The organism is Pseudomonas syringae group sp. J254-4, from assembly GCF_032586855.1.
GTDB classification, from domain to species: Bacteria; Pseudomonadota; Gammaproteobacteria; order Pseudomonadales; family Pseudomonadaceae; genus Aquipseudomonas; species Aquipseudomonas amygdali.
Window position 1 is genome coordinate 51,455 of record NZ_JAWHOO010000006.1, and the last position, 25,447, is coordinate 76,901.

Consider the following 25,447-nt stretch of genomic DNA (forward strand, 5'->3'; position numbering starts at 1 on the left):
ACGTGCATCGTAACGGGTTCGCGTGCTCATGCCACCTGTGGCGAGGACCTGAGCAGCAATGTTTCGACATCGACACCACGCGGCAATGTGCCATACACCCGCCCGCCAGAGGCTATCCGCCCCGCGATAAAACCATCGCTGACCGCGGCATTGCCCGCTTCCAGCAACAGCTTGCCCTGCAAGGCTACGGCAATGTCCTCGGTCAGTTGGCGGGCGCGGTACTGAATGTCGCTCGTGTCCTGAAATGCACCTTTCAACGCAGCTATATGCGCCACCAGATGCCGGTCGCCGTGCCCGTCGCCCAGCTCGTCGAACAGCGCATCGAGCGCGCCGGGTTCTTTGGACAGGGTTCGCAGCACATCCAGGCATTGCACATTGCCAGAGCCTTCCCACGTGGAGTTGACCGGGGCTTCGCGGTACAGCCGGGGCAGAATGCTCTCCTCGACATAACCGGCACCGCCCAGGCATTCGGCGGCTTCGTTGATCATGGCCGGGGCGCGCTTGCAGATCCAGTATTTACCCACTGCAGTGACCAGACGGACAAAGCGTTTTTCGTGATCATCATCGAGATGGTCCAGCGCGCGGCCCATGCGCAGGGTCAGGGCCAGCGCGGCCTCGCTTTCCAGCGCCAGGTCCGCCAGCACGTTCTGCATCAACGGCTGCTCGGCGAGCAACCGGCCACTGACCGTACGGTGCGCGCAATGATGCGTGGCCTGCGTCAGCGCCTGACGCATCAAGGCGCTGGAGCCAATCATGCAGTCGAAACGGGTCATGGCGACCATTTCGATAATGGTCGGCACACCGCGCCCTTCCTCACCGATCATCCACGCCAGCGCGCCGCGAAACTCGACTTCGCTCGATGCGTTGGACCAGTTGCCGAGCTTGTTTTTCAGGCGCTGGATATAGAACTCGTTGCGGGTGTCGTCCGGTCGGTGGCGCGGCAGTAGAAAACAGCTGAGGCCCTTGTCGGTCTGCGCCAGGGTCAGGAACGCGTCGCACATCGGTGCCGAGCAGAACCACTTGTGTCCGACCAGTTCATAAGCCTGGCCGGGGCCAACTGCGCCTACCGGGAACGCGCGCGTGGTGTTGGCACGCACGTCGGTGCCGCCCTGCTTTTCGGTCATGGCCATGCCGATGGTCGCACCACGCTTGTGCGCAATGCCCGCGTTGCGCGGGTCGTACTCAGTCGACAGCACCTTGGGCAGCCATATTTCAGCCAGATCCGGTTGCAGCCTGAGTGCGGGAACACTGGCGAAAGTCATGGTCAGCGGGCAGCCGCTGCCAGGCTCTGCCTGGGTATGCAGATAACTCATGGCCGCACGCGCCACGTGAGCGCCGGGCTGCGGATCGGTCCACGGCAGCGACGGGATGCCGTGCTCGATGGCCGCGCTCATCAACTGGTGGTACGCCGGGTGAAATTCGACCAGATCGATGCGGTGCCCGTAACGGTCATGACTGGCGAATGCAGGCTTGTTCTGATTGGCCAGAAAGCCCGCCTCCATCAGCGGGCCGCCTGCCAGCGCACCGTAAGCGTCGATACGCGGTTGCGCCCAGCCCGCACCGAAGCGGCTGCTCCACTCCTGAAGCGGCACGTCGATACGGTAGAGGTTCGCCCCGTCCAGCGGTGGCGGTTGATTGGTGACTTCGTGGGTTTCGGCGAATTGATTCAGGTTCATGAGTCATCTCCTGCCTGTGTGCACACGCAACATGCAGACAGTGAATCACGCGCCCGACACTTGCAAAAGTGCCGTAGCCGCCGAAATCTCGGCGCTTTTACCTGATGCGCACATCAAACGACGCTTTATATACCCCACTGGGCCTTGAGTTCTGGGGCTCTGCGCACTGCGCCCGGTACAACCATCAGCATCGGGACGTTCAAGGTAAAGCAACTGCCCTTGCCTGGCTCGGAACGATGACTCAGCTCGCCACCCTGCAACTCGACCAGTTTCCGGCAAATCGCCAGACCGATGCCCAGCCCGCCGTATTCGCGAGTCATGGAGCCGTCGACCTGAAAGAAGTGTTGATACAGTTGGGCTTCGTCCAGTCGGCTGAAACCGATGCCGCTGTCCATCACTTCAACCCGCAGGTACATGCGCTCCAGATCCTGCGGGTGCCCGCTGAAGCGCACTTGCACCGCGCCCTTACGGGTGAATTTGATCGCGTTGTCCACCAGGCACTCGATGCACTGGTAGAGCTTGCCGATGTCGCCACGCAGGCACGGCGGCAGCTTATCGTCCAGATCGAGCGTCAAAATCAGCCCCTTGGACTGAGCGGCGCCCAGGAAGCGATTGCGTAGCCTGTCGGCGAGGTCTTCGGGCGAAAAGGCATTGCAGTCGGCATACAGCACACCGGCTTGAAGTTCGGTGAGGGTCAGAATGCCGTTGATCATACTCATCATGTCGCGCGCGGAACTGGCAGCCGTTTGCTGATACATCTCCAGCTCGTCATCCATATCGAGTGTCTGCATCACTTCCAGCGACCCGATCACGCCGTTCATCGGCGTGCGCAGCTCATGGGTAAGCGTGGCAAGGAACTCATCTTTCAGCCGGTTACTGTTGGCCAATTGCTGATTGAGACGCTCCAGATCCTGACCTGCCGCCAGCAGCGTTCGCGCCTGCTGGCACCGGGCATGGTTGATACGGTCGGCAAGCGCCATGGAAAGGAATGCCATTTCCAGCACCGTGCCGATGTGCGAGGCGTACATGGTCAGGAAAGTGTTGGGCAAATAGCCCAGCAGCATCAGCCCGAAGATCAACCCGCTGACCATGAAGACCGACCAGGCCAGCACAAAATAGCGCCCTACCCGCTCGCCTTTCATGATGGCGACAATGCCCGCCAGGTAGATCGTCACGGCCCCTGTCATGACCAGTTGAGTGGCCCCGCGCAGGGCTGGCCCGTAACCCAGGAACAAGGCCATGCCCATCACCAGCACAGCAGCGCCGATGACTATCAGCAGCAAGCGGTCCAGCCAGCGCGCCAACTGTGCCGTACCCAGAAAACTGCGGGAAAACTGGCACGCGAACAGCGTGGCCAGCGCCATCAGAAAGGGCGTCGACGCATTTGCCCACCAGGGGCTGTCAGGCCACAGGTATTCAATTGCGACGCCGTTGATCGACATCTGGTAAAGCCCGAACGAGGCGACATACAGCAGGTAGTACAGGTAATCCACCTCACGGACGCTGAGGTAGATGAACAGGTTATAGACCAGCATGCCCAGCAGCACGCCGTAGATCAGCCCGAAGACGTAAACCTTGGTGGGCTGCGCCTCGAGGTAGGCGTGAGTAGACCAGAGATTGAGCGGAGCCTGAACCGACCCTTCACTGCGTATGCGCATGTACAGGGTTCGCGTCTGACCCGCTGGCAGGTCCAGCTGGAAAAGGTAGTTGTTCTGGGCGAACTGGCGGCTGGAGAACGGCAACATGTCGCCGGTCTGCCAGACCCGCCCGGGATTCCCGTCGGCATCCGGGACATAGAAATCAACGTGGTCCATTGGCGGATAGGCCAGTTCCAGCAACCAGTCGTTATGGATGCTGGCGTCTATCGGGCGATAGGTCAGCTCGACTTTCAGCCAGAAGGCGGAATGCGAATACCCGGCGTTGAAGGTCCCGGCAGGCACGGACTGAAAGGCACCGGCGTGAGCGGCGGCGCTGACGCTTTCAATGGTCGCATCGCCGGTCGGGTCTTCGAATACCTGAATGGCACGACCCAACGGCAGAAAACGAGTGTTTTCATCAAACTCGACTGCATGACTCTGCAACGGCAGCCAAAGAGCCAGAATGATCAACAGATAGCGCATTGAAGCCCCAAGGTAGGTCGTCGCGTTCAATCCATCCATTGATTACGACGCCCTGCAATTTTCTGTCCTTGAAACAGGCTAATGATTCAAACAGACCATTGAATGTTGGGATACCCCGGCAGACATTGGTATAAAAACCGATGCAAACCGTCGGTAATCGGTCTGACCACACAAGCATAGCCGCTAATAGCGTAAAGACAGTATCGCGATAAAAATCAAGGCAATAGCTCTATATCGGCTATTTCAGGCCAAACATGAGTATTTTTTGCAGGTTTGTCGAATCTGCGGCAGTCGCCGACGGACCATTACCAGCAAGAAAAACCCGGTACCCCGAGCGGCCCGCGAAAGGTTTAGTGATAAGCTCGCGCACCATGAATATCTATAGCTCCCGCCCCGTTGTCCTTTGCCTCTCCGGCCACGACCCTAGTGGCGGTGCCGGTATGCAGGCCGATATAGAAGCCCTGCTCGCCCAAGGCTGTCACGCCGCTCCGGCGATTACTGCGCTCACCGTGCAAGACACTGTAGATGTCAGTGATTTTCGCGTGCTCGATCGCGAATGGGTCATGGCCCAGGCCAATGCCGTCCTCAACGATTCGAACGTAGCCGCCGTCAAGCTGGGCATGCTCGGTTCACTGGAGATGGTCGACACGGTCGTCGACCTGCTTCTCGCTCACCCGCATTTGCCAATGGTCTGCGACCCGGTGCTGCGCGCTGGTGGCGGCGGACGGCTGGGCAAGGACGAAGTCGGCTACGCCATGCGCGAACGGCTGCTGCCATTGTCGACCATCGCGACCCCCAATCTTCCGGAAGCACGCATTCTTGCCGAGCTGCCTGAGGGTACTGCGGACGAGTGCGCCGACAAGCTACTGCTGTTTTGTGAATACCTGCTAATCACTGGCGGTCATGGTGACGAGCAGCAAATCCATAATCGTCTTTATGTGCGTGGCGGCCAGACCCACACTTTCATTTGCGAACGTCTACCCGGCAGCTACCACGGTTCAGGCTGCACACTGGCCAGCGCACTGGCCGGGCGTATTGCCCAGGGAGAAGAACTGGTCAGCGCGGTAAGATCGGCGCTGGACTACACCTGGCGAACGCTCAGGGACGCCGAGCAGCTGGGCCGCGGGCAATTTGTGCCTCGTCGGTTGCCGCTGGACTTTTGCTCGTAACACATCGCCATGAGGCTCGATTCATGAAACTACGTGGCCTGTATGCCATTACCGACAGCCAGTTGCTGTCCGGCAAATTTCTCTCGTACGTCGAAGCTGCGCTGGATGGCGGCGTGACGCTGCTGCAATACCGTGACAAGACCAGTGACGAGTCCCGCCGTCTGCGCGAAGCGACCGAGCTGCTCAAACTCTGCGAACGCTACAAGACGCGGCTGATCATCAACGATGACGCCGAACTGGCGGCGCGTCTGGGCGTGGGTGTGCATTTGGGCCAGACCGACGGCTCGTTGCCGGATGCGCGTGCCCTGCTGGGGCACAAGGCGATTGTCGGTGCCACCTGTCACGGCAGCCTGGAACTGGCCGAGCAGGCAAAGGCTGATGGCGCGACGTACGTAGCATTTGGCAGGTTCTTCAATTCCCTGACCAAGCCCGGCGCCCCCGCAGTACCGCTGGACCTGATTGCTCAGGTGCGTGCCAGGGTTCACTTGCCGATTGCTGTGATCGGCGGCATCACCCTGGAAAACGCCCCGCAACTGGTCGAACATGGAGCAGACCTGCTCGCCGTGGTACACGGCCTGTTCGGCGCTGAAAACACCCAGGAAGTGACGCGCCGGGCAAAAGCCTTCATGGCGTTGTTGTAGAGCAGAATTGCTGTGGGAGTGACCGGGGATCCGCATTGCTCGCGAAGGCGATGGTTCAAAATGCTCTGTTTTCGGGGTCTGTACTGCCCCCTTCGCGAGCAAGCTCGCTCCCACGAGTACGTGGATCCTCCTTCATTTGATATAGTGCGCGTTCCTGCGCCTTCTCTGGCTCATGCCACCCAATAAAGCAGCCCACCCTGAAGCTGCCCGCCTCGGCTGACCCCAGCGTAGACACGAATTCCCCGTTTCAAAGCAGAGACCCGATCATGTCCCGTTCCGAAACACTGTTCGCCAACGCCCAAAAACACATCCCCGGTGGCGTCAATTCGCCGGTTCGTGCTTTCAAAAGCGTGGGTGGCACGCCGCTGTTCTTCAAACATGCTGCGGGCGCTTACGTGACTGACGAAGACGACAAACGCTATGTTGATTACGTGGGCTCCTGGGGGCCGATGATTCTTGGCCATAGCCACCCGGAAGTGCTCGATGCCGTGCGCAGCCAGCTGGAGCACGGCCTGTCTTACGGTGCACCGACGGCCATGGAAACCGAAATGGCCGATCTGGTCTGCGAACTGGTACCGTCCATGGAAATGGTGCGCATGGTCAGCTCCGGCACTGAAGCGACCATGAGTGCGATCCGTCTGGCCCGTGGTTTCACCGGCCGCGACAGCATCATCAAGTTCGAAGGCTGCTACCACGGTCACTCCGACAGCCTGCTGGTCAAGGCTGGCTCCGGCGCCCTTACCCTGGGCGTACCCAGCTCGCCTGGCGTACCGGCTGCGTTCGCGAAACACACCCTGACCGTACCCTTCAACAACCTCGACGCCGTGCGTGACCTGTTGGCTGAAGTGGGTCAGGAAGTGGCGTGCATCATCGTCGAGCCCGTTGCTGGCAACATGAACTGCGTGCCGCCTGCGCCTGGCTACCTGCAAGGTCTGCGCGACCTGTGCGACGAGCACGGCGTGGTGCTGATTTTCGATGAAGTGATGACCGGTTTCCGTGTAGCCCTCGGTGGCGCACAGGCTTACTACGGCGTGACGCCCGACCTGAGCACGTTCGGCAAGATCATCGGCGGTGGTATGCCGGTCGGCTGCTTTGGCGGCAAACGCGAAATCATGTCGCACATTGCACCGCTTGGCCCGGTCTATCAGGCGGGCACCCTGTCGGGTAACCCGTTGGCGATGGCTGCCGGCCTGACCACTCTGCGCCTGATCAGCCGCCCGGGCTTTCACGATGAATTGAGCGACTACACCCGTCGCCTGCTCGAAGGCCTGCAACAGCGCGCCGATGCAGCAGGCATTGCGTTCGTGACGACCCAGGCGGGTGGCATGTTCGGCCTGTACTTCAGTGACGCCCCTGAAATCGTAACGTTTGAAGACGTGATGACCAGCGATGCCGAGCGCTTCAAACGTTTCTTCCACTTGATGCTGGAAGGCGGCGTGTACCTCGCGCCGAGCGCGTTCGAAGCCGGTTTCACCTCTATTGCCCACGGCGATGCCGAGCTGAAACTGACGCTCGATGCTGCGGAAAAAGCGTTTGCTGCGCTGAAATAAGCTCGTCAGACTCACCCGCGCCGGGTGTCATTGAACCGGCGCGAGTGATGCCTGTGAATGAAACGGAACGCTAAGTACGTATTTTGCTTCTACAATGCAGGGCGGATGCTGCAAACACAGGTCACTGGAAGTGTTGTTTCAGGTAATGCCCCCCTAAAGAAGGGCGTTTTCAACGCCGTGCAGCAGAAAATCCGTAAAGACTTTGTAAGGTTGGCTCTGCTTATTTCATAATGCGCAGCCAGCACGTTTAGCTGGCCGGGCATGCCCGCACCTTTTTCAGAGGTAAGTCGACTCCCATGAACCGCACCGGCCGCACCCTTGTATTGGGCTGCCTGTTGCTTGTCTATCCCCTGCTGGCGACTGCTGGCGGCAACTCGTTGTTAATCCCGGCGATGGGGCGTTGCACCCTCAATACCCAGCCAGAGAACCTGCCCGCTGCGCTTGAAGCGTGTCAGCAGGCCGCCAAGGGTGGGGATGCGCAGGCGCAGTACGAGTTGGGTGAGTTCTATTACGAGGGCAAAAATGCACCTCGCGATTTGCCGCAGGCGCTGAATTACTTCGAGCAGGCCTCATTGCAGGGCCATGCTCAGGCGCAGTATCAACTTGGCTTGATGTTCAGCCGTGGTGAAGGGGTGCAGGCCAATAACATTCAGGCATATATCGTGCTGAAGATGGCCGCAGTCAATGGCTCTGAAGAGGCGCTGGATGCCGCCGACGAGGTGTCGGCAAAGATGCAGCGCGACGAACTGGAAGTTGCCACCCAGGTACTGGGGCAGATCTTCCGCAAATACCTGCTTGAACTGCAGACCGCCGAAGGGCGCAGCCCCTTCTCTCCGCTGCCCTGACCAGCAATAGCTCAGGGCACTTGCGATTCAGACTTATTTTTCCGGCATCGGCATGGGAAACGGCATTACGTTGCTGCTGCCGCGCGCTTCGCTGATCTTCGGCGTGCCCATGCGCTCGACTTCGTCGATACGCACAATCGAATGCATCGGCACGAAACTACGCACCACGCCTTCGAACTGGGCCTTGAGCTTCTCTTCGCTCGGGTCAACCACAACCGTCGTGCGTTCGCCGAAAACGAACTCTTCAACTTCCAGAAAGCCCCACAGATCACTTTGATAGATCTGCTTGGCGTACATCTCGAACACCTGTCCCTGGTTGAGGAAAATCACCTTGTAGATTGGAGCTTCGCGTTTGGTCATAACGGGCGGGTAACGATCGGAGATGAAAAAGGGGCACGGACTATAGCATGTCCATCGGACAGCCAACGCTAGGAACCCGAGCCCTTCATCCTTATAATGCTCGGTTCACTGATACGGTTGATGATCACGCATGGCCAAGAAGCTTTATATCGAAACCCACGGTTGCCAGATGAACGAGTACGACAGCTCGCGCATGGTCGATCTGCTGGGCGAACATCAGGCCCTGGAAGTCACCGCTCGCGCGGAAGACGCCGACGTGATCCTGCTCAATACCTGCTCGATTCGCGAGCGCGCCCAGGACCGGGTGTACTCCCAGCTTGGCCGCTGGCGTGAACTGAAGCTGGCCAATCCGGAAATGGTGATCGCTGTTGGTGGCTGCGTTGCCAGCCAGGAAGGCGCAGCCATTCGTGATCGCGCGCCCTATGTGGACGTGGTGTTCGGCCCCCAGACCTTACATCGCCTGCCGGAAATGATCGACGCAGCACGCGTGACACGCTTGCCGCAGGTTGATGTCTCGTTCCCGGAAATCGAAAAATTCGACCACTTGCCCGAGCCGCGCGTCGATGGCCCGAGCGCTTATGTATCGGTGATGGAAGGCTGCAGCAAATACTGCACGTTCTGCGTGGTGCCCTACACCCGTGGCGAGGAAGTCAGCCGGCCGTTTGACGATGTGCTGAGCGAAGTCATCCACCTCGCCGACAACGGCGTGCGTGAAGTCACCCTGCTGGGGCAGAACGTCAACGGCTATCGCGGCACTACCCACGACGGTCGCGTTGCAGACCTGGCGGACCTGATCCGCGTGGTTGCCGCCGTCGATGGCATCGACCGTATTCGCTACACCACCTCGCACCCGCTGGAGTTTTCCGACAGCCTGATTCAGGCCCATGCGGAAGTGCCGGAGCTGGTCAAACACCTGCACTTGCCGGTGCAGTCGGGCTCCGACCGCATTCTGGCGGCCATGAAGCGCAACCACACCACGCTGGAATACAAGTCCCGCTTGCGCAAGCTCAGGGCGGCCGTGCCGGGCATCAGCATCAGTTCCGACTTCATCGTTGGCTTCCCCGGCGAGACCGAAAAAGATTTCGACAACACCATGAAGCTGATCGAGGACGTGGGTTTCGACTTCTCGTTCTCGTTCGTCTACAGCCCGCGCCCGGGTACGCCTGCCGCAGATCTGAAAGACGACACGCCAGAAGCGCTCAAGAAAGAGCGCCTGGCCGCGCTGCAACACCGCCTGAACCAGCAGGGTTTCGAGATCAGCCGGCAGATGGTGGGCAGCATCCAGCGCATTCTGGTAACCGACTATTCGAAGAAAGACCCTGGCGAACTGCAGGGCCGCACCGAGAACAACCGGATTGTGAATTTTCGCTGCAACAACCCGAAACTGATCGGGCAGTTTGCCGACGTACACATTGATGATGCGCAGCCTCACTCTCTGCGTGGCTCGCTGCTACAGTAAACCTTGAATGTCGCCGCAGAAACGAATCGCCGAATGAATTCGGTTCTGCGCGGTCCCTACCATTGAGCACGGTGAATCCCTGGCGCGGCCCTTAATACGGCAAAGCTTTCACACAACCAGCGCCAGGGGTATTCTTCAATACATCTCAATTGCCGCCGGACGGCCATTAAACGACCTTGAACGCACCCATAGAACCTCATCGCTTCACCCTCGAGCCTTTCGAGGCCCATCGTTTCGCCAACCTGTGCGGGCAACTCGACGAGCACTTGCGCCTGATCGAGCAACGCCTGGACATCGAGATCCGCAATCGCGGCAATCAATTCGAGCTCATTGGCGACTCAAAACAAAATCACTCCGCCGAGAATCTTCTGCGCCGCCTGTACCGGGAAACCAAAGGTACCGAGCTGACGCCGGACATGGTCCACCTGTTCCTTCAGGAATCAGGCGTGGACGGCCTCGACAACCACCCTGCCGCCGAAGTCGGCGTCTCGCTGCGCACCAAAAAGGGCATGATTCGCCCGCGCGGCCTGAACCAGCAGCGTTACGTCAAGGAAGTCCTCAGCAACGACATCAACTTCGGCATCGGCCCTGCGGGTACTGGCAAGACGTACCTGGCGGTTGCCTGCGCGGTGGATGCGCTGGAACGCGAGCAGATTCGTCGCATCCTGCTGGTGCGCCCGGCGGTCGAAGCGGGCGAGAAACTGGGCTTCTTGCCCGGCGATCTGGCCCAGAAGATCGACCCGTACCTGCGACCGCTGTATGACGCGCTGTACGAGATGCTCGGTTTCGAATACGTCGCCAAGCTGATCGAGAAGCAGGTCATTGAAGTGGCACCGCTGGCTTACATGCGCGGACGCACCCTTAATAACAGCTTCATCATTCTCGACGAGAGTCAGAACACCACTGTCGAGCAGATGAAGATGTTCCTGACCCGTATCGGCTTCGGCTCTACCGCCGTGATCACCGGCGACATCACCCAGGTCGACCTGCCCAAGGGCACCCGGTCGGGGCTGACGCATGTCATCGATGTGCTCAAGGACGTGCCGGGCATCAGCTTCACGCACTTCAAACCCAAGGATGTGGTTCGCCACCCGCTGGTGCAGCGCATTGTCGAGGCCTACGAGCGCTTCGATGATCAGCTCAGCGACGGTTCGTCGGGCAACAACAGTTACCCACGGGACAAGAACCGCGATGCTTGAGCTGGACCTGCAGATTGCAAGCGAAACAAGCGCCCCCGACGAAGCCCGATTCCGCCTATGGTGTGAAATGGGCTTGCGTCAGCGCAGTGCCGATTCCGAGCTGACCATCCGCCTCGTCGACGAAAACGAAGGGCGCGATCTCAATCACACCTGGCGACATAAAAATTACGCTACAAACGTGCTTTCATTTCCGGCGGATGTTCCGGACGACATGCTGGACATCCCGTTGCTGGGCGACCTGGTCATCTGCGTCCCGGTGGTCAACCGCGAAGCCGCTGAACAAGGCAAGTCCGTTGACGCGCACTGGGCACACATGGTCATTCATGGCTGCCTTCATCTGCTGGGTTACGACCACATCGATGATGAAGAAGCCGAAGAAATGGAAGCACTGGAACGAACGTTGCTTGAGGAGCTGGGCTACCCCGATCCTTACGCCGAAGATGAAAGTGCCGACCACCCCCATTCAGACACACCAAGCAAGGACCACGAGTAAGGGCTATGAGCGAAGACCGATCGAGCAACGGGCAAAAGTCATGGTTGGGTAAACTGACCCAGGCCTTTGTCCATGAGCCGAAAAACCGCCAGGAGCTGCTTGAGCTCCTGCGCGAAGCCCACCAGAACAAACTGCTGGACAGCGAAGCGCTGGCCATCGTCGAGGGCGCCATTCAAGTGGCTGACCTGCAAGTACGCGACATCATGGTGCCGCGCTCGCAGATGATCAGCATCAAGGCGACCCAGACACCTCGTGAATTTCTGCCTGCGGTCATCGATGCTGCGCACTCGCGCTATCCGGTGATTGGCGAGAGCCACGATGACGTGCTCGGTGTGCTGCTGGCCAAGGATCTGCTGCCACTGATCCTTAAAGCCGACGGCGACAGCGACGACGTCAAGAAGCTGCTGCGTCCGGCTACGTTCGTGCCCGAATCCAAGCGCCTCAATGTGTTGCTGCGCGAATTTCGCGCCAACCACAACCACATGGCTATCGTCATTGACGAATACGGCGGTGTGGCAGGTTTGGTGACCATCGAAGACGTACTGGAACAGATCGTCGGCGATATCGAAGATGAGCATGACGTCGAGGAAGACAGCTATATCAAACCACTGCCCAGCGGTGACTTCCTGGTCAAGGCCCTCACGCCGGTCGAGAATTTCAACGAATTCTTCGACAGTGCGTTTTCCGACGACGAGTTCGACACCGTGGGCGGTCTGGTAATGAATGCCTTCGGCCATTTGCCCAAGCGCAACGAAATCACTGAAATCGGTGCATATCGTTTCCGCATCCTGAGCGCTGACAGCCGCCGCATTCATTTGCTGCGCGTGACTCCCATTTCACGTCCGTAACCACTTGATGCTGCTTTAAGGAATCTACATGCGCTGGATAACCCGCCCCGGCTGGCCCGGTAACCTGCTGGCCCTGGCGGCTGGCGGGCTCACGACCCTGGCCCTGGCACCATTCGACTTCTGGCCGCTGGTGCTGGTATCGGTGGCTCTGTTCTATCTGGGGCTGCGCGAGCTGAGTCCGCGCCAGGCACTGGCTCGCGGCTGGTGTTATGGCTTTGGCCTGTACGGCGCTGGCACCAGCTGGATCTACGTCAGCATCCATACCTACGGTGGTGCTTCGGTACTGCTGGCCGGGCTGCTGATGCTGCTGTTCATCGCCGCCATTGCCCTGTTTTTCGCCCTGCCCGCCTGGGTCTGGGCGCGCTGGCTACGTCGCAACGAAGCGCCGTTGGCCGATGCACTGGCGTTTGCAGCGCTATGGCTGTGGCAGGAGGCATTTCGCGGCTGGTTCCTTACCGGTTTCCCGTGGCTCTATTCCGGTTACAGCCAGCTTGACGGACCACTTGCCGGGCTCGCCCCGGTCGGCGGTGTATGGCTTATATCGTTCTCACTGGGCCTGACTGCTGCACTGCTGTGCAACCTGCACCGCTTGCGGGCACGCAAATCGTTTCTGGCGACGGGTGTGGTGCTGTTGCTGGCGCCGTGGATTGCAGGCCTGGCACTCAAGGATCATGCCTGGACATCACCGTCCGGCCCGCCGCTGAAAGTCGCGGCGATGCAGGGCAACATAGAACAAAGCATGAAATGGGACCCGCAAAAGCTCAATGATCAGCTCGCGCTGTATCGGGACATGACCTTCCGTTCGCAGCAGGCTGACCTGATCGTCTGGCCGGAAACCGCCGTACCGGTGCTCAAGGAAAGCGCAGAAGGCTATCTGGCGATGATGGGCAAGTTCGCTTCGGACCGCGGCGCAGCGCTGATCACCGGCGTGCCGGTGCGTGAGCCGACCGGGCGCGGTGAGTATCGTTATTACAACGGCATCACGGTTACCGGCCAGGGCGACGGCACCTACTTCAAACAAAAGCTCGTACCATTCGGCGAGTACGTGCCACTGCAGGACCTGTTGCGCGGGTTGATTTCCTTCTTCGACCTGCCGATGTCGGACTTCGCCCGCGGCCCGAACGACCAGGCGCTGTTGCAGGCCAAGGGTTATCACATTGCGCCGTTCATCTGCTACGAAGTGGTCTATCCAGAGTTCGCCGCAGGCCTGTCGGCGCAAAGCGACCTGCTGCTGACGGTCAGCAACGACACCTGGTTCGGCACCTCGATCGGCCCTCTGCAACACTTGCAGATGGCCCAGATGCGCGCCCTTGAAGCAGGCCGCTGGATGATCCGGGCAACCAACAACGGCGTGACCGCGCTGATCGACCCGTTTGGCAAGATCACCGAGCAGATTCCGCAGTTCGAACGCGGCGTGTTGTACGGCGAAGTGGTGCCGATGCACGAACTCACGCCTTACCTGCGCTGGCGCTCGTGGCCACTGGCAATTGTCTGCCTGCTGCTGTTCGGCTGGGCATTGATGGCCGCACGGATTGCCAAAACCGTCTGATTGCATGAAACCGGTATCGCCTGTTTTCAGGCGATACCGGTTAAAGAGTCAGTGGCTGTCCGGGTAGATCCACGGATAAACCAGCCAGCCTGCCGCTTCGTTAAGCAACACGCCGCTTTGCGTGAACACACGACTTTCAGGCAGCCAGCCGCCAAAGGGGCGAGCGTTGTCGACACCGAGAAAGCCGACCGGCGCACTCACCACGGTAAAACCCGCCTGTTCGAAACTCCAGCGCGCTCGTGGCATGTGCCAGGCTTGCGTGACCAGCACCACGCGCTTGATACCTAGCGGTTGAAGAACCGCAGCGGTCATTGTCGCGTTTTCCCATGTTGTACGGCTCAACCCTTCCTGCCAGCGTACCGTCACACCAAAATCATCGTGCAGCGACTGCGCCATGATCGACGCCTCGCTGGGCGGCTGGTCAAAGTGCAAGCCGCCGGTGGTCAGTATTGGCAGCCCGGACGTTTTCGACAACCGCGCCGCCAGACGCAGTCGCTCCAGCCCCAGCCCGGTCGGTGTATCTGTGCCCCACGTCGGAGAATTGCGCTCACGGCCATTGCCCAGCACCACAATGGCGTCCGCCTGCTGCGCCAGTGTTGCCCATTGCTGCTGCGGCAAGGGCGGGACCTGCTCAATTTTTCGGGCAGCGAATTCCACCGCCACCGGCAGGCTCATCAGCCATAACCCTCCCAGACCGACGGCAAAAAATGCCGTTGCCAGGCGCGGACGGGAGCGACGCAACCACCAGCCAAGAATGAGCAGAACAAAGAGGATACCGGGCGGCAACAGGAGGGTTTTGAGCAGGTAGCGCAAAGGCATCGGGACATCTCCATGGATGTCCGCAGCCTAGAATGTTTGAAGCCAGGCGACAACGCCCGAAGTAAGCAGGCCCTTCGCCTGCGCGCAGAAGCGAGATTTTAAGTACTTAACTCTGGCGACCCAACCGTGCCAGGCCCCCGCCTCGTCGCCTGTCTTTCAGCCAGATGATAGTCGCTGACGCTCTGGAAGGCCTGCCGAGATCCGGCTGGAACACCAGGCGCTCCCTGACAGCGACGTCCGCAGCCCTCAGGCCTTTTTCCAGATAGGCTTCGATCAGCTGGAATTCGGCACTGCTCAAGCCCTTGAGCTCAAGCTCGGCTGGCGACTCGTTTCGTAGCCTGACTGAAGTACTTGCCGTCTCGAGCGCAAGCCCGAGGCGGTCGATCAGACGTTCATACAGCTCGGACAGGCTTATTACATGCTGCAACTCGGTCATCCGCTCACCTCATCGAAGATAATCATCACCCTCGAAATTGAGCTTAGCGCTGCTGTGCAAACCGGCATGGAACTGCGACCAACGGGCAGATGGGGCTGTCAGCCGGGCTTTGAGCCCTGCGAGGCGCAATCAGGGTTTCCCTCGATAGACAGCCCTCATGTATGCTACTGCGCTTCCTGTAATTCCACTTCCGTGCTCTTGAGCCCGAACGCACCGCACAGACAGTTGCAATTGTCCGCCACGCGGTGCCGACCTGACTCGGCGAAGCAATGAAGAGGTCAAGGGTCACTAATCTTTAGTAAAAAGTAGCCATGCACGAACTCTATCAGCCCCGCGAAATCGAAGCCGCTGCCCAAACATTCTGGGATGAGCAAAAGTCTTTTGAAGTCAGTGAACAGCCAGGCAAGGACACTTTCTATTGCCTGTCGATGTTTCCTTACCCGAGCGGCAAGCTGCACATGGGTCATGTGCGCAACTACACCATTGGTGACGTGATCTCCCGTTACCAGCGCATGCTGGGCAAGAACGTCCTGCAGCCGCTGGGCTGGGACGCGTTCGGCATGCCGGCCGAAAACGCCGCCATCGACAACAACGTCGCGCCGGCCAAGTGGACCTACGAAAACATCGCCTACATGAAGAACCAGCTCAAGAGCCTGGGTCTGGCGGTTGACTGGTCGCGCGAAGTTACCACCTGCAAGCCTGATTACTACCGCTGGGAACAATGGCTGTTCACTCGCCTGTTCGAAAAAGGCGTGATCTACCGCAAGAACGGCACCGTCAACTGGGACCCTGTCGACCAGACCGTACTGGCCAACGAGCAGGTCATCGACGGCCGTGGCTGGCGTTCCGGCGCGCTGATCGAAAAGCGCGAAATCCCGATGTACTACTTCAAGATTACCGCCTACGCCGACGAGCTGCTGGAAAGCCTCGACGAGCTGCCGGGCTGGCCTGAACAGGTCAAGACCATGCAGCGCAACTGGATCGGCAGGTCGCGCGGCATGGAAGTGCAGTTTCCGTACGATCAGGCCTCGATCGGCGAAGCCGGTGCACTGAAAGTCTTCACCACCCGCCCTGACACACTGATGGGCGCGACCTATGTCGCCGTTGCCGCCGAACACCCGCTGGCAACCCTGGCCGCTCAAGGCAACCCTGAGCTGCAAGCGTTCATCGATGAATGCAAAGGCGGAAGCGTTGCCGAAGCCGACGTTGCCACTCAGGAAAAGAAAGGCCAGCCGACTTCGCTGTTCGTCGAGCACCCGCTGACCGGCGAAAAACTGCCGGTGTGGGTCGCCAACTACGTGCTGATGCACTACGGCGATGGCGCTGTCATGGCCGTACCGGCACACGACGAGCGCGATTTCGAGTTTGCCACGCAGTACGGTCTGCCGATCAAGCCCGTAGTACGCACCAGTGCTGGCGACCAGACGCCTGCCCCATGGCAGCCGGCCTACGGCGAGCATGGCGAGCTGATCAATTCCGGCGAATTCACCGGCCTGAATTTCCAGTCCGCATTCGATGCCATCGAAGCGGCACTGGTGAAAAAATCCCTCGGCCAGTCGCGCACCCAGTTCCGCCTGCGTGACTGGGGCATCAGCCGCCAGCGTTATTGGGGCTGCCCGATCCCTATCGTGCATTGCGATACCTGTGGCGACGTCCCGGTTCCTGAAGACCAGTTGCCGGTTGTCCTGCCTGAAGACGTAGTGCCCGACGGTGCTGGCTCGCCTTTGGCGCGCATGCCCGAGTTCTACGAATGCAGCTGCCCGAAATGCGGCGCACCGGCCAAGCGCGAAACCGACACCATGGACACCTTCGTCGAGTCCTCGTGGTACTACGCTCGCTATGCGTCTCCGCATTACGAGGGCGGTCTGGTCGAGCCGAACGCTGCCAACCACTGGTTGCCGGTGGACCAGTACATCGGCGGCATCGAGCACGCCATTTTGCACCTGCTCTACGCGCGCTTCTTCCACAAGCTGATGCGTGACGAAGGCCTGGTGACCTCGAACGAGCCGTTCAAGAACCTGCTGACCCAAGGCATGGTCAACGCCGAAACCTACTTCCGCATGGAAACCAGCGGCAAGAAGACCTGGATCAACCCGGCCGACGTGACCCTCGAAAGAGACGCCAAGGCCAAGGTGATCAGCGCGAAACTGACCAGCGATGGCCTGCCGGTGGAAATCGGCGGCACTGAAAAGATGTCGAAGTCGAAGAAAAACGGCATCGACCCGCAAACCATGATCGATCAGTACGGTGCCGATACCTGCCGTCTGTTCATGATGTTCGCCTCCCCGCCCGACATGAGCCTGGAATGGTCCGACTCGGGCGTTGAAGGCTCGCATCGCTTCCTGCGCCGCGTGTGGCGTCTGGCTCAGGCGCATGTCTCTCAAGGCCCGTCGACCGGCCTGGACGTTGCGGCATTGTCCGATGAGCAGAAAGTCATCCGCCGCGCGATTCATCAAGCGATCAAACAGGCGAGCCAGGATATTGGCCAGAACCAGAAATTCAACACCGCTGTCGCACAAGTGATGACGCTGATGAACGTGCTGGAAAAAGCCCCGCAGGACACACCGCAGGATCGCGCGCTGCTGCAGGAGGGTCTGGAAACGGTCACCCTGTTGCTGGCACCTATCACGCCGCACATCAGCCACGAGCTGTGGACGCAACTGGGCCACAATGAGCCGGTCATCGACGCTGGCTGGCCTGCATGCGATGCAAATGCGCTGGTTCAGGACAGCCTGCAACTGGTGATTCAGGTCAACGGCAAACTGCGCGGCCATATCGAAATGCCCGCCAGCGCCAGCCGCGAAGAAGTCGAAGCGGCCGCACGTATCAACGAGAACGTATTGCGCTTCACTGATGGCCTGACCATTCGCAAGGTGATCGTCGTGCCTGGCAAGCTGGTCAATATCGTCGCAAGCTGATTGGATCGGGCGCCAGGCAAACGCCGGGCGCCGAACATATTTCCAGGGTACGCACTGGCGGCCCAAACGGATTCAAGGGGAGCATCAAGATGATCAAACGCAATTTGCTGGTGATGGGCCTGGCTGTTCTGTTGAGTGCCTGTGGCTTCCAGCTGCGTGGCACCGGCACCACCGAGCTGGCGATCAAGGAGCTGGATGTCAGCGCGCGTAACGCTTATGGCGAAACCGTGACTCAACTCACTCGCCTGCTGACCAGTTCCGGCGTCAAGGTCTACACCGGCGCGCCTTACAAGCTCATGCTGACCAACGAAGCCGAAACCCAGCGCACCGTCAGCTACTCGGGCTCGGGCCGCTCGGCTGAATACCAGCTGACCACCACCCTGACCTATGAAGTGCATGGCGACAGAGATCGCTTCCTGCTCGGCGACAAGGTCAGCACGGACCGCTCCTACGTTCACGATGGCAACAACCTGACCGGTTCCGATCAGGAAGCCGCCCAGGTTCGTCAGGAAATGCGCAACGACCTGATCCAGAAATTGATGGCGCGCTTGCAGCAGATGACGCCGGCACGCCTGGAACAGCTGCAGGCCAAGGCTGACGCAGTTGCCAAGGCTGAAGCCGACGCACAGGAAGCCGCTCAGCGGATCCGTGACGAGACGCCTCAGCAGTCGCCTGTCGAAGTACCGGCCAGGTAAGTGTCCGGGGCCAGTCAGCTGGCCCCGACATGCTCTGACTCATGAAACTCGCCCCCGCCCAACTGGGTAAACACCTGCAAGGTGCGCTTGCGCCTGTCTACGTGATCAGCGGCGACGACCCGCTGCTCTGCCAGGAAGCGGCTGACGCCGTGCGCGCCGCTGCGCGCCAGCAAGGCTTCGATGAGCGACAGGTGTTCAGCGCTGACGCCAGTTTCGACTGGGGTACGTTGCTTCAGGCCGGCGCCAGCATGTCACTGTTCGCCGAGCGCCGTCTTCTGGAACTGCGTTTACCCTCCGGCAAACCCGGTGACAAAGGCGCTGCGGCGCTCATGGAATACTGCGCAAGGCCGGCCGAAGACACCCTGCTACTGATCAGCCTGCCCAAGCTCGATGGCAGTGCGCAGAAAACCAAATGGGGCAAGGCACTGGTTGAGGGTGCGCAAACCCAGTTCGTGCAGATCTGGCCGGTAGACATTGGCCAACTGCCGCAATGGATTCGCCAGCGCCTCTCTCAGGCAGGGCTTGCTGCGACCCAGGACGCTGTCGAATTGATCGCTGCCCGGGTCGAAGGCAACCTGCTGGCAGCCGCGCAGGAAATCGAAAAGCTCAAGTTGATGGCCGAAGAAGGCCAGATCACCGTCGAGACAGTACAGGCGGCCGTGGCCGACAGTGCGCGCTTCGACGTATTCGGTCTGACCGATGCAGTGCTCAACGGCGAAGCAGCCCATGCGTTGCGCATGCTGGAAGGCCTGCGCGGCGAAGGGGTCGAAACCCCCGTGATCCTCTGGGCCCTGACCCGCGAGCTGCGCGCACTGGCCAACATGTCCCAGCAGTTCAGTCAGGGCGTGCCGCTCGACAAAGTTTTCAGCTCAGCCCGCCCGCCAATCTGGGACAAGCGCAAGCCGCTGATGAGCAAAGCCCTGCAACGCCATTCGGCAAAACGCTGGAGCCAGCTGCTCATGGATGCACAGCGCATTGATGCGCAGATCAAGGGTCAGGCGGCAGGCTCGCCCTGGAGCAGCCTGAGCAGGCTGGCGCTGCTGATGGCCGGGCAACGGCTGGCATTGCCTGCGGAGTGAGCTGTCATGTCCGAGCTTGTTCAAGAGTTACTCGAAGTAATCCTTCGTGTAATCTGCTATCCCGTTGGCTGGCCCATCGTGCGACTTTTGTCACGCGGTAGATATCCGTCCAGAGGGTCGTGGTTTTCAAACACCGCAGAAGCAAACTGGACGGTAGCAACAGGGCTCGCAATTCTGGTGATCACCATGATGGCGCTGCTTCATCAATTCGATATGCCCTGATCGGCCTGCGTTTACACCCTCGTTACTACACAGCGGCCAGGCGCGCTTTTCGGCCGCCTACACATATCTCGTGGGAGCGAGCTTGCTCGCGAAGAGGTCAGTGCAGCCCCTGAAACTCGAGCGTTCGGACGATTGCCTTCGCGAGCAAGCTCGCTCCCACAGGTATTGCATTCAAGTCCGTGCTCAGCGTCATAGCACACGACTATTAGACACAACCGTCAATCTGCCCGATGATTTGTAGCGTTTTACAACACCCATCAGGAGTCCCCCGCCATGAGCAAGCCAAAGCGGCCGAACAAGGCCAAATCAATCATCGCCCAGCCATTGTTTCGCAGTCGTCAGGAACAACCCGCCAAGGGCAAAGGCAGCTACCGCCGCGAAGCCTTCCAGTCTAAAAGCTGGGAGGCTTCCTGCTTTATGGCGGCCTGATATCGAGCAACATCTCCGAGGCGCTTTCAACCGCTTAGCCGTGTTATGGTCTGCACCTAACGGTAATACCCTTGGACTCAAGCATGCCTTCTCGTTTTACCCGTCGCCCGCAGCTGCGCCAACTCATCGCTGCCTCCAGCCTTATTGCCTTGGTAGCCTGCGCAGAAAAACCCACTGCAGCCGATGCCACGCCTCTTCAATCCAGCAAAGCACAGACAAACGCTCCTGCCGTAGCCCCTACGCCTGCGCTGGTCGTTGATGACACCCTCACGATTCAACCCGCCGTCAGCTTCAGCGAATGGCAGGCCGGTTTTCGTGTTCAGGCGTTAAAGGCAGGTATCCGGGCGGATGTATTCGATCTGGCATTCGCCGGTGTCACTCCCGACATGAGCGTGGTCAAGGCCGACCGCAGCCAGCCTGAGTTCACCCGTCCGATCTGGGAATATCTGGACGGTGCCATCTCCGCCGCACGCGTGCGCAAGGGGCAGGCTCTGCTTTCGCAGTACGCTGACGACCTGCAGAAGATCGAGCAGCAGTATGGCGTGGATCGTCAGGCGCTGGTCGCGGTATGGGGCATGGAAAGTAATTTCGGGTCGTTCCAGGGCACGCAATCCGTCATTCGCTCGCTGGCTACGCTGGCCTATGAAGGCCGTCGTCCGGGTTTTGCACAGAGCCAATTGCTGGCCGCGCTGGAAATCATCCAGCATGGCGACATCACACCGGACAAGATGCTGGGTTCGTGGGCCGGTGCGATGGGCCAGACCCAGTTCATCCCGACCACCTACAACACCCACGCCGTCGACTTTGACGGCGATGGCCGCCGTGACATCTGGAACACTCCCGCCGATGCCCTGGCCTCCACTGCGCATTACCTGCAAAGCTCTGGCTGGCAACGTGGTCAGCCCTGGGGCTTCGAAGTGGTGCTCGGCTCCGGGTTTGATTACTCGCTGGCAGATTCGACAACCCGCAAGAGTCTTGCGGAGTGGCAGCAGTTGGGCCTGAAACAGCCGGACGGCTCGGCGATTCCAGTTGCAGCCAGCCAGCAGCAAGCCGCCTTGCTGTTGCCAGCCGGTTATCGCGGGCCAGCCTTTCTGGTGCTGGATAACTTCCGCGCCATTCTCAAGTACAACAACTCCACCTCCTACGCACTGGCGATCAGCCTGCTTTCTGACCGCTTCAAAGGGGCTGGCTACGTAGTAGGCGCATGGCCGCGCGGGGACACTCCGCTGAGCCGCTCTGAACGCATTGAACTGCAAACCCTGCTCTCGGCACGCCAGTACGACGCAGGCGCACCAGACGGCATTATCGGTGCCAATACGCGCAAGGCCATTCGTAGCGCGCAGCAGTCATTCGGCTGGCCAGCCGATGGTTACCCGACGCATGAATTGCTGGAGGCCCTGCGCAAGCCTGCGGGGCAGTAATCGGGAGGACGCAGAGCGTCCAGAACGGCATGCCAACGCAGAGCATCGGCACGATAGTCCGCAGAGCATCGGCACGATAATCAACCGCAAAAAAAGGGCCAGGTATCGCTACCTGGCCCTTCTTCGTTTCAACGCTCGCTATCTATCAGAGCATCGCCTTGGCAATCTTGGCCTGTTCGTCAGCATGGTACGAAGAACGCACCAGCGGCCCGGATGCGACGTTCTTGAAGCCCATCTTGTAACCTTCCTCGGCGAACCAGGCGAAGGTGTCCGGGTGCACGAAGCGCTGCACCGGCAGGTGGTTACGCGACGGTTGCAGGTATTGACCCAGCGTCAGCATGTCGATGTCGTGCTCGCGCATGCGCTGCATGACTTCGATAACCTCTTCGTCGGTCTCGCCCAGGCCCAGCATAAGCCCGGATTTGGTCGGTACATGCGGGACCATCTGTTTGAAGCGCTGCAACAGGGTCAACGACCACTGGTAGTCCGAACCCGGACGCGCAGCCTTGTACAGACGCGGCACGGTTTCCAGGTTGTGGTTGAACACATCCGGTGGCTCGGCAGCGGTGATTTCCAGCGCCACGTCCATCCGGCCACGGTAGTCGGGCACCAGTGTTTCGAGCTGTACGCCCGGCGACAGGAGGCGGATTTCGCGAATGCAGTCGGCAAAGTGCTGAGCACCACCGTCACGCAAGTCATCGCGGTCTACCGAGGTAATCACTACGTACTTCAGACGCAGGTCGGCAATTGCGATGGCAAGGCTCTTCGGTTCGTTGACGTCGAGCGGCTTCGGACGACCATGACCCACGTCGCAGAACGGGCAGCGACGGGTGCAGATGTCGCCCATGATCATGAACGTTGCGGTGCCACCGGAGAAGCATTCGCCCAGGTTCGGGCAGGACGCCTCTTCACAGACGCTGTGCAGCTTGTGCTTGCGCAGCAATTGCTTGATACGGTCGACTTCCGGAGAAACCGGGATGCGCACGCGAATCCAGTCGGGTTTCTTCGGCAGATCTACCGTTGGAATGATCTTGACCGGGATGCGCGCAACCTTTTCCGCTCCGCGAAGCTTGACGCCCGCTTCGACTTTCGGACGGGCCACTCGCTCGGAAACATCCAGCGTCGGGATCAGGGTTTGCACGGTGTCAGTCATAATGGTTTATTCCGCCCGTAAGGGTCGCCTGCTCAGCGTAGTCGAGGTGTTTGACGAGCTGCGCACGCAGTCGGGCACTTACCTCGGAAAATTCTATCTGCCCTGCCTGATCGCTCAGTTGGGTCATGGCCAACCCGGCGTATCCGCAAGGGTTGATGCGGCGGAACGGCTCAAGGTCCATGTCGACGTTCAACGCCAGACCATGAAACGAGCAGCCGTTGCGAATGCGCAGACCGAGCGACGCGATTTTCGCGCCGTCGACGTATACACCCGGTGCATCGGCCTTGGCGGCTGCCTTGACGCCGTAGTCGGCGAGCAAGGCAATAAGGGTGTTCTCGATCCGGGTTACCAGATCGCGAACGCCGAAACCAAGGCGCCTGACGTCCAGCATCAGGTAAGCCACCAGTTGGCCCGGGCCATGATAAGTCACTTGGCCGCCACGATCGACCTGTACGACAGGAATATTGCCCGGCAGCAGCAAATGTTCGGCCTTGCCGGACTGCCCCTGGGTGAAAACCGGGGGGTGCTGGACCAGCCAGACCTCATCGGCAGCCTCGCGGCCACGCCCATCGGTAAAGCGTTGCATGGCGTGCCAGGCAGTTTCGTAATCGATCAGGCCCAGATCACGAAAACCCAGCGCAGCCGTCATCAGAGCACCATGTGCACGAAACCCGTAGCGCGAAGGGCACTATTGATATCGCGCAATTGATCTTCGCCTGTAGCGACGATGTGCAACTGGACGGTGGTGTATTTGCCGTTGCTGCTCTGACGCTCGGCGAGCGTCTTGAGGTCGACCTGTGCGTACTTGTGCAGGACTTCCATGACAGCAGCAGTAAAGCCCACGCTGGTATCACCGATCACCTTGATCGGATAGTCATCGCAGGGGAATTCGATTTTGTGCGACTTGATGTCGGTATCAGTCATGGCAGTAAAGGTCTCACAAGCCGTGACGACGGACACGCAGCCCGCTCAGATCATGAGCAGGCCGCGAGAAGGTCGGCAGTAGTTACTGGAGGGTCAGTTGAACAAGCCGTAGAAGAACAGGCGGATGCTATCCCACACGCGGCGGAAAATGCCACCTTCCTCAACTGCATCAAGCGCAATCAGATTAGCGGTGTGAACCACCTGATCGTCTTTCTTGACCTCGACCTTGCCGATCACGTCGCCCTTGGCGATTGGCGCAACCAGTTGCGGGTTCATGGTCATGCTGGCGGAAAGCTTCTTCATGTCGCCTTTGGGCATGGTCATGCTCAGATCTTCAGCCAGACCGGCCTTGACCTGACGCTCGGTGCCTTTCCAGACGGCTGCCTGAGCCAGCTCGGTGCCCTTCTGATAGAAGTTCTGGGTTTCGAAGAAACGGAAGCCATAGGTCAGCAGCTTCTGGGTTTCAGCCGCGCGGGCCTGCTCGCTGTTGGTGCCGAACACTACCGCGATCAGACGCATGCCGTCACGTACAGCCGAAGACACCATGCAGTAGCCGGCTTCGTCGGTGTGACCGGTCTTCAGACCGTCAACGGTCTTGTCGCGCCACAGCAGCAGGTTGCGGTTAGGCTGCTTGATGCCGTTCCAGAAGAACTCTTTCTGCGAGTAGATCGCATAGTGAGCCGGGTCTTCGTGAATGATTGCACGCGCCAGGATCGCCATGTCGTGAGCCGACGAGTAGTGCTCGGGGTTCGGCAGACCGGTCGGGTTCATGAAGTGGCTGTTGGTCATGCCCAGGTCGCCAGCGGTCTTGTTCATCATGTCGGCAAATGCATCTTCGCTGCCGGCAATGTGCTCGGAGATCGCAACACTGGCGTCGTTACCCGACTGGATAATGATGCCGTGCAGCAGGTCGCTGACCGTCACCTGGCTGCCCACCTTGATGAACATCCGCGAACCGCCCGTGCGCCAGGCGTTTTCACTGATGGTCACCGGATCGTTCTCGCCGATCTGGCCGCGACGAATTTCCAGGGTCGCGATATAGGCGGTCATCAGCTTGGTCAGACTGGCAGGCGCCAGACGCTGGTCACCGTTGTTCTCGACCAGAACGTTACCGCTGGTGGCATCCATCAGTACGTAGGACTTGGCTGCCAGCTGCGGTGCAGCAGGCGTCATCTGCTCTGCCGCCCAGACGGTCGGGGTGATAATCAGTGGAACAAGCAGGCACAAACGTTTTGCAAAGGTGGTGATGTTCATCCGTCTCTCTAGAATCCTAATGGGCAAACATGCCCTTGCGGGCAAAACTGAACAGACCGGCGAGGCGAAAACGCCTCGGTACGGCTCGTGGCGCCAGGCTGTAACCCTGGCTGACAAAGTCGCCTGTTCGACACACGACCTTGTGGGCAGTTACCTGCAACGCGTGCCCTGATGGCAAAGCTGCGCCG

General features: G+C 59.8%; 24 protein-coding genes. 15 read left to right on the forward strand and 9 right to left on the reverse strand.

Annotated features, from left to right (window positions below; all coding sequences use genetic code 11):
* Positions 1-26 precede the first annotated feature (26 nt).
* Positions 27-1,676: an acyl-CoA dehydrogenase family protein gene (locus RYB09_RS09600; RefSeq protein WP_316888119.1), complete on the reverse strand. Its 1,650-nt coding sequence runs from the start codon at positions 1,674-1,676 to the stop codon at positions 27-29.
* 125 nt (positions 1,677-1,801) lie between these two features.
* A complete protein-coding gene (locus tag RYB09_RS09605) occupies positions 1,802-3,796 on the reverse strand; it encodes a 7TM diverse intracellular signaling domain-containing protein (protein ID WP_316888250.1) in 1,995 nt (664 codons plus the stop codon).
* 371 nt (positions 3,797-4,167) lie between these two features.
* Between RYB09_RS09605 and RYB09_RS09610 the strand changes: the two genes are divergently transcribed.
* The 4 genes from RYB09_RS09610 to RYB09_RS09625 all read left to right on the forward strand — a co-directional run bounded on the left by RYB09_RS09610 (position 4,168) and on the right by RYB09_RS09625 (position 8,001).
* On the forward strand, positions 4,168-4,965 hold the full coding sequence (locus tag RYB09_RS09610) for a hydroxymethylpyrimidine/phosphomethylpyrimidine kinase (protein WP_010193235.1): 798 nt from the start codon (positions 4,168-4,170) through the stop codon (positions 4,963-4,965).
* A 23-nt stretch (positions 4,966-4,988) separates the two neighbouring features.
* Positions 4,989-5,606, forward strand: coding sequence for a thiamine phosphate synthase (gene thiE / locus RYB09_RS09615; RefSeq protein WP_044318441.1), 618 nt, complete (start codon positions 4,989-4,991; stop codon positions 5,604-5,606).
* Between the two features lie 266 nt (positions 5,607-5,872).
* Positions 5,873-7,156, forward strand: a complete 1,284-nt coding sequence (gene hemL / locus RYB09_RS09620; protein WP_058408691.1) for a glutamate-1-semialdehyde 2,1-aminomutase — start codon at positions 5,873-5,875, stop codon at positions 7,154-7,156.
* 296 nt (positions 7,157-7,452) lie between these two features.
* Positions 7,453-8,001 (forward strand): tetratricopeptide repeat protein, encoded by a 549-nt coding sequence (locus RYB09_RS09625; protein WP_058402597.1) that lies wholly within the window; start codon positions 7,453-7,455, stop codon positions 7,999-8,001.
* 33 nt (positions 8,002-8,034) lie between these two features.
* Here RYB09_RS09625 and RYB09_RS09630 read toward each other — a convergent pair whose 3' ends face one another.
* Complete coding sequence (locus tag RYB09_RS09630; protein WP_003368785.1) at positions 8,035-8,361, reverse strand: DUF1820 family protein; 327 nt, start codon at positions 8,359-8,361, stop codon at positions 8,035-8,037.
* 130 nt (positions 8,362-8,491) lie between these two features.
* Here RYB09_RS09630 and miaB point away from each other — a divergent pair, with 130 nt between their 5' ends.
* From miaB to lnt, 5 genes are all read left to right on the forward strand, one after another.
* Complete coding sequence (miaB, locus tag RYB09_RS09635; protein WP_316888124.1) at positions 8,492-9,820, forward strand: tRNA (N6-isopentenyl adenosine(37)-C2)-methylthiotransferase MiaB; 1,329 nt, start codon at positions 8,492-8,494, stop codon at positions 9,818-9,820.
* A gap of 176 nt (positions 9,821-9,996) precedes the next feature.
* The gene (locus RYB09_RS09640; RefSeq protein WP_004666280.1) at positions 9,997-11,019 is read left to right on the forward strand and encodes a PhoH family protein; all 1,023 of its coding nucleotides are present in this window, start codon (positions 9,997-9,999) and stop codon (positions 11,017-11,019) included.
* Positions 11,012-11,512, forward strand: coding sequence for an rRNA maturation RNase YbeY (ybeY, locus tag RYB09_RS09645; RefSeq protein ID WP_316888127.1), 501 nt, complete (start codon positions 11,012-11,014; stop codon positions 11,510-11,512). The genes RYB09_RS09640 and ybeY overlap by 8 nt, the downstream gene beginning before the upstream one ends.
* A gap of 5 nt (positions 11,513-11,517) precedes the next feature.
* Positions 11,518-12,360, forward strand: coding sequence for an HlyC/CorC family transporter (locus tag RYB09_RS09650; protein WP_002555318.1), 843 nt, complete (start codon positions 11,518-11,520; stop codon positions 12,358-12,360).
* Positions 12,361-12,388: 28 nt separating this feature from the next.
* Positions 12,389-13,909, forward strand: a complete 1,521-nt coding sequence (lnt, locus tag RYB09_RS09655) for an apolipoprotein N-acyltransferase (protein WP_058408690.1) — start codon at positions 12,389-12,391, stop codon at positions 13,907-13,909.
* Positions 13,910-13,957: 48 nt separating this feature from the next.
* Here lnt and RYB09_RS09660 read toward each other — a convergent pair whose 3' ends face one another.
* Both RYB09_RS09660 and RYB09_RS09665 read right to left on the reverse strand, forming a co-directional pair.
* Positions 13,958-14,728: a YdcF family protein gene (locus RYB09_RS09660; RefSeq protein ID WP_058408689.1), complete on the reverse strand. Its 771-nt coding sequence runs from the start codon at positions 14,726-14,728 to the stop codon at positions 13,958-13,960.
* Between the two features lie 106 nt (positions 14,729-14,834).
* Positions 14,835-15,164, reverse strand: a complete 330-nt coding sequence (locus RYB09_RS09665) for a hypothetical protein (RefSeq protein WP_316888129.1) — start codon at positions 15,162-15,164, stop codon at positions 14,835-14,837.
* A 311-nt stretch (positions 15,165-15,475) separates the two neighbouring features.
* Here RYB09_RS09665 and leuS point away from each other — a divergent pair, with 311 nt between their 5' ends.
* From leuS to RYB09_RS09695, 6 genes are all read left to right on the forward strand, one after another.
* Positions 15,476-18,082, forward strand: a complete 2,607-nt coding sequence (gene leuS, locus RYB09_RS09670; protein ID WP_316888131.1) for a leucine--tRNA ligase — start codon at positions 15,476-15,478, stop codon at positions 18,080-18,082.
* 89 nt (positions 18,083-18,171) lie between these two features.
* The gene (gene lptE, locus RYB09_RS09675) at positions 18,172-18,777 is read left to right on the forward strand and encodes an LPS assembly lipoprotein LptE (protein ID WP_002555323.1); all 606 of its coding nucleotides are present in this window, start codon (positions 18,172-18,174) and stop codon (positions 18,775-18,777) included.
* A 41-nt stretch (positions 18,778-18,818) separates the two neighbouring features.
* Positions 18,819-19,856 (forward strand): DNA polymerase III subunit delta, encoded by a 1,038-nt coding sequence (holA, locus tag RYB09_RS09680; RefSeq protein WP_057402161.1) that lies wholly within the window; start codon positions 18,819-18,821, stop codon positions 19,854-19,856.
* Positions 19,857-19,862: 6 nt separating this feature from the next.
* A complete protein-coding gene (locus tag RYB09_RS09685; RefSeq protein WP_316888135.1) occupies positions 19,863-20,078 on the forward strand; it encodes a hypothetical protein in 216 nt (71 codons plus the stop codon).
* A 273-nt stretch (positions 20,079-20,351) separates the two neighbouring features.
* Positions 20,352-20,507, forward strand: coding sequence for an alternative ribosome rescue factor ArfA (gene arfA, locus RYB09_RS09690; protein ID WP_002555325.1), 156 nt, complete (start codon positions 20,352-20,354; stop codon positions 20,505-20,507).
* An 83-nt stretch (positions 20,508-20,590) separates the two neighbouring features.
* Positions 20,591-21,928 (forward strand): lytic murein transglycosylase, encoded by a 1,338-nt coding sequence (locus RYB09_RS09695; RefSeq protein WP_316888138.1) that lies wholly within the window; start codon positions 20,591-20,593, stop codon positions 21,926-21,928.
* A gap of 145 nt (positions 21,929-22,073) precedes the next feature.
* Here the strand turns inward: RYB09_RS09695 and lipA are convergent, their stop codons facing one another.
* From lipA to RYB09_RS09715, 4 genes are all read right to left on the reverse strand, one after another.
* Positions 22,074-23,081, reverse strand: coding sequence for a lipoyl synthase (gene lipA, locus RYB09_RS09700; RefSeq protein WP_002555327.1), 1,008 nt, complete (start codon positions 23,079-23,081; stop codon positions 22,074-22,076).
* The gene (gene lipB, locus RYB09_RS09705) at positions 23,074-23,730 is read right to left on the reverse strand and encodes a lipoyl(octanoyl) transferase LipB (protein ID WP_005745386.1); all 657 of its coding nucleotides are present in this window, start codon (positions 23,728-23,730) and stop codon (positions 23,074-23,076) included. The genes lipA and lipB overlap by 8 nt, the downstream gene beginning before the upstream one ends.
* A complete protein-coding gene (locus RYB09_RS09710) occupies positions 23,730-24,005 on the reverse strand; it encodes a DUF493 domain-containing protein (RefSeq protein WP_002555329.1) in 276 nt (91 codons plus the stop codon). Before RYB09_RS09710 ends, lipB begins: the two co-directional genes overlap by 1 nt.
* A gap of 93 nt (positions 24,006-24,098) precedes the next feature.
* Positions 24,099-25,259, reverse strand: a complete 1,161-nt coding sequence (locus RYB09_RS09715; RefSeq protein ID WP_058408686.1) for a D-alanyl-D-alanine carboxypeptidase family protein — start codon at positions 25,257-25,259, stop codon at positions 24,099-24,101.
* Between the last annotated feature and the right edge of the window lie 188 nt (positions 25,260-25,447).

Bases quoted from the DNA above. Each gene is read 5' to 3' on its own strand.
- RYB09_RS09695 (WP_316888138.1), top strand. From the start codon at position 20,591: ATGCCTTCTCGTTTTACCCGTCGCCCGCAGCTGCGCCAACTCATCGCT.
- RYB09_RS09625 (WP_058402597.1), top strand. From the start codon at position 7,453: ATGAACCGCACCGGCCGCACCCTTGTATTGGGCTGCCTGTTGCTTGTC.
- lnt (WP_058408690.1), top strand. From the start codon at position 12,389: ATGCGCTGGATAACCCGCCCCGGCTGGCCCGGTAACCTGCTGGCCCTG.
- thiE (WP_044318441.1), top strand. From the start codon at position 4,989: ATGAAACTACGTGGCCTGTATGCCATTACCGACAGCCAGTTGCTGTCC.
- ybeY (WP_316888127.1), top strand. From the start codon at position 11,012: ATGCTTGAGCTGGACCTGCAGATTGCAAGCGAAACAAGCGCCCCCGAC.
- RYB09_RS09650 (WP_002555318.1), top strand. From the start codon at position 11,518: ATGAGCGAAGACCGATCGAGCAACGGGCAAAAGTCATGGTTGGGTAAA.
- holA (WP_057402161.1), top strand. From the start codon at position 18,819: ATGAAACTCGCCCCCGCCCAACTGGGTAAACACCTGCAAGGTGCGCTT.
- RYB09_RS09715 (WP_058408686.1), bottom strand. From the start codon at position 25,259: ATGAACATCACCACCTTTGCAAAACGTTTGTGCCTGCTTGTTCCACTG.
- miaB (WP_316888124.1), top strand. From the start codon at position 8,492: ATGGCCAAGAAGCTTTATATCGAAACCCACGGTTGCCAGATGAACGAG.
- RYB09_RS09610 (WP_010193235.1), top strand. From the start codon at position 4,168: ATGAATATCTATAGCTCCCGCCCCGTTGTCCTTTGCCTCTCCGGCCAC.
- arfA (WP_002555325.1), top strand. From the start codon at position 20,352: ATGAGCAAGCCAAAGCGGCCGAACAAGGCCAAATCAATCATCGCCCAG.
- RYB09_RS09665 (WP_316888129.1), bottom strand. From the start codon at position 15,164: ATGACCGAGTTGCAGCATGTAATAAGCCTGTCCGAGCTGTATGAACGT.
- RYB09_RS09605 (WP_316888250.1), bottom strand. From the start codon at position 3,796: ATGCGCTATCTGTTGATCATTCTGGCTCTTTGGCTGCCGTTGCAGAGT.
- lipA (WP_002555327.1), bottom strand. From the start codon at position 23,081: ATGACTGACACCGTGCAAACCCTGATCCCGACGCTGGATGTTTCCGAG.
- RYB09_RS09660 (WP_058408689.1), bottom strand. From the start codon at position 14,728: ATGCCTTTGCGCTACCTGCTCAAAACCCTCCTGTTGCCGCCCGGTATC.
- RYB09_RS09710 (WP_002555329.1), bottom strand. From the start codon at position 24,005: ATGACTGATACCGACATCAAGTCGCACAAAATCGAATTCCCCTGCGAT.
- lptE (WP_002555323.1), top strand. From the start codon at position 18,172: ATGATCAAACGCAATTTGCTGGTGATGGGCCTGGCTGTTCTGTTGAGT.
- leuS (WP_316888131.1), top strand. From the start codon at position 15,476: ATGCACGAACTCTATCAGCCCCGCGAAATCGAAGCCGCTGCCCAAACA.
- RYB09_RS09600 (WP_316888119.1), bottom strand. From the start codon at position 1,676: ATGAACCTGAATCAATTCGCCGAAACCCACGAAGTCACCAATCAACCG.
- hemL (WP_058408691.1), top strand. From the start codon at position 5,873: ATGTCCCGTTCCGAAACACTGTTCGCCAACGCCCAAAAACACATCCCC.
- lipB (WP_005745386.1), bottom strand. From the start codon at position 23,730: ATGACGGCTGCGCTGGGTTTTCGTGATCTGGGCCTGATCGATTACGAA.
- RYB09_RS09630 (WP_003368785.1), bottom strand. From the start codon at position 8,361: ATGACCAAACGCGAAGCTCCAATCTACAAGGTGATTTTCCTCAACCAG.
- RYB09_RS09685 (WP_316888135.1), top strand. From the start codon at position 19,863: ATGTCCGAGCTTGTTCAAGAGTTACTCGAAGTAATCCTTCGTGTAATC.